2 protein-coding genes are annotated in these 2071 nt (G+C 47.8%); both read left to right on the forward strand.

Features of this window, described 5'->3' with window-relative positions; genetic code table 11:
- Nucleotides 1-70: 70 nt before the first annotated feature.
- On the forward strand, nucleotides 71-1198 hold the full coding sequence (locus OGM63_RS03780; RefSeq protein ID WP_263744172.1) for a peptidylprolyl isomerase: 1128 nt from the start codon (nucleotides 71-73) through the stop codon (nucleotides 1196-1198).
- A 190-nt stretch (nucleotides 1199-1388) separates the two neighbouring features.
- Nucleotides 1389-2071: thiamine-phosphate kinase (gene thiL / locus OGM63_RS03785; protein WP_263744173.1), on the forward strand; the 683-nt coding region annotated here is incomplete at its 3' end.

Below are 2071 nucleotides of genomic sequence, written 5' to 3' on the forward strand. Positions count from 1 at the left end.
CCCCCATCCCCCCCTCTTCCTAGACTGTGGGAAGATTATTCATGGGTTACGCAAGAAGTCAAAAGTTTAGATGCCACATTTGAGCCATGCCATGTTCAACTTATTAAAATCCTGGCTGAAAAAAAGCCTAATTGCCGTGTTGTTGGTGACAATAAGTTTAGGCATAAGTACAGCTGGGTGGACTCCCATCAGTAGAGCCGCGCTACCAGCTGGAAATGCAATCACCGATGGCAACGCCTTGTTACGCTACGCCCTTCCCATAGATAATAAACCCGTGCGGCAACTGCAAGCGTCTTTAGAAGACATTGCCGCCCAACTGCGAGCAAATCGCCGCTGGGGGGCTATTTCCAGAGATATCAGCAAAGCATCGCGGATTCTGAATAATCCATCCAAAATCCTAGCAAGCGTCCCCGAAGAACGCCAACCCCAAGCTGAAGCTTGGATTGCTGAGTTAAAATCTGGTGTGACTTCCCTTGATGAAGTCGTTAAAACCAAAGATAAAGAAAAACTTCGCTCTGAACGAGCCAAGCTGCTAAAACTCGTTACTTTGTTAGAAGAGTCAATGGTGAAGAAATACCCCTTTGAAGTGCCTGCGGAGTACAGCAACCTCCCTCAACTCAAAGGTCGTGCCACCGTAGATATGAAAACCACCAAAGGCAATCTGACTATGATTGTGGACGGTTACAGCGCCCCTGTCACCGCCGGTAACTTTGTTGATTTGGTACAAAGAGGGTTTTATAACGGCTTAGAATTTACCCGCTCTGAAGAATCTTACGTTTTGCAAACCGGAGATCCCGCAGGTAAAGAAGTTGGTTTTATTGACCCAAAAACCAATAAATACCGCTCTGTTCCCTTAGAAATTCTCGCTGAAGGCGATAAACAACCGACCTATGGCATTACACTAGAAGAAGCTGGACGTTATACTGATATGCCAGTTCTGCCTTTTTCTGCCTTTGGTGCGTTAGCGATGGCTCGTCCGGAAAGTGAAGTTAATGGCGGTTCTTCGCAATTTTTCTTCTTTTTGTTTGAACCAGAACTAACCCCAGCTGGACGCAACCTGTTAGATGGTCGCTACTCCGTTTTTGGGTACCTTACCGAGGGTAGAGAAGTTTTAGATAAACTTAAGGCAGGTGACAAAATTGAATCAGCAAAAGTCACCCAAGGATTAGAAAATTTAGTCGAGCCGAAAACAGCATAAATAGTTGGTGGTTATACCAATTTTACGTGAGGCTGCACATGACACCCTCAGGCTGGAAGCCTGGGGCTACACAAACCAAGCCCACCTGCGTGGGCTAATTTTATGCATTTTCATATGAAATCGGTATTAGTAGATAATTGTTGACCGTCAACCGTCAACGCTCCAACTATCCACCATCCACCATCAAAATATGCAAATTCGAGATATTGGTGAACAAGGTCTTTTAGAAAGATTGCAGCGCTTTTGTCCACCGGAGATTATCGGGGATGACGCAGCGGTGCTGGTGACTAAACCAGGGGAATCTTTGGTGGTGACAACCGACGTGCTGGTTGATGGGGTGCATTTTAGTGAGATTACCACTTCGGCTGTTGATGCTGGTTGGCGAGCAGCTGCTGCTAATTTATCAGATTTGGCGGCAATGGGCGCTTCACCACTGGGAATTACTGTAGGTTTGGGACTTAGGGGTGAAGTCCACGTCAGTTGGGTTGAGGAATTGTATCAGGGCATAACACAATGCCTGCAAAAATACAATACCTCAATTGTGGGGGGTGATGTAGTGCGATCGCCTGTCACAACTATATCAATCACGGCTTTTGGTCAAGCTCATCCCGATCAAATTATCCGCCGCAATCAAGCCGCCTTGGGGGATGCGATCGTTGTCACAGGCGTTCATGGAGCCTCCCGCGCTGGCTTAGAACTGCTCTTACATCCGGAATTGGGGGAAAACCTCACTCAAGGCGATCGCCTGGCTCTCATCCGCGCACACCAGCGCCCACAACCCCGTTTAGATGTCTTACCCATCCTCTGGGAAATTTTAGATTCTTTCTCCTCACCCCTCTACGGACGGGAAAACCCCACCCCCCCCCTTCCCCC

Source organism: Plectonema radiosum NIES-515, assembly GCF_025753815.1.
GTDB lineage: Bacteria > Cyanobacteriota > Cyanobacteriia > Cyanobacteriales > Nostocaceae > Hassallia > Hassallia radiosum_A.